Below are 317 nucleotides of genomic sequence, written 5' to 3' on the forward strand. Positions count from 1 at the left end.
CTCGAAATAGCCGTCATCCTTGCCGAGCCCGTAGGCGACGGCGGCCTGCAGGTTCGGCGGGGTGGTGAAGGTCAGAAACTGATGCGCCTTGGACAGCACGCGCATGATAGCCGGCGCGGCCATTACCCTGTCTCTTATACACATCTGACGCTGCCGACGATTAACCTTCGGTGTAGATCTCGGTGGTCGGCGTATCAGTAAAAAGGGGGGGGGGGGGGGGGGGGGGGGGGGGGGGGGGGGGGGGGGGGGGGGGGGGGGGGGGGGGGGGGGGGGGGGGGGGGGGGGGGGGGGGGGGGGGGGGGGGGGGGGGGGGGGGG

At 73.2% G+C, this 317-nt stretch carries 1 pseudogene; it reads right to left on the minus strand.

Features of this window, described 5'->3' with window-relative positions:
- Window positions 1–126: pseudogene (locus JHD80_RS28900) on the minus strand (aminotransferase); the annotation flags it as partial.
- Window positions 127–317: the final 191 nt, after the last annotated feature.

This window comes from Allobosea sp. ASV33, assembly GCF_016428755.1.
Classification (GTDB): domain Bacteria; phylum Pseudomonadota; class Alphaproteobacteria; order Rhizobiales; family Beijerinckiaceae; genus Allobosea.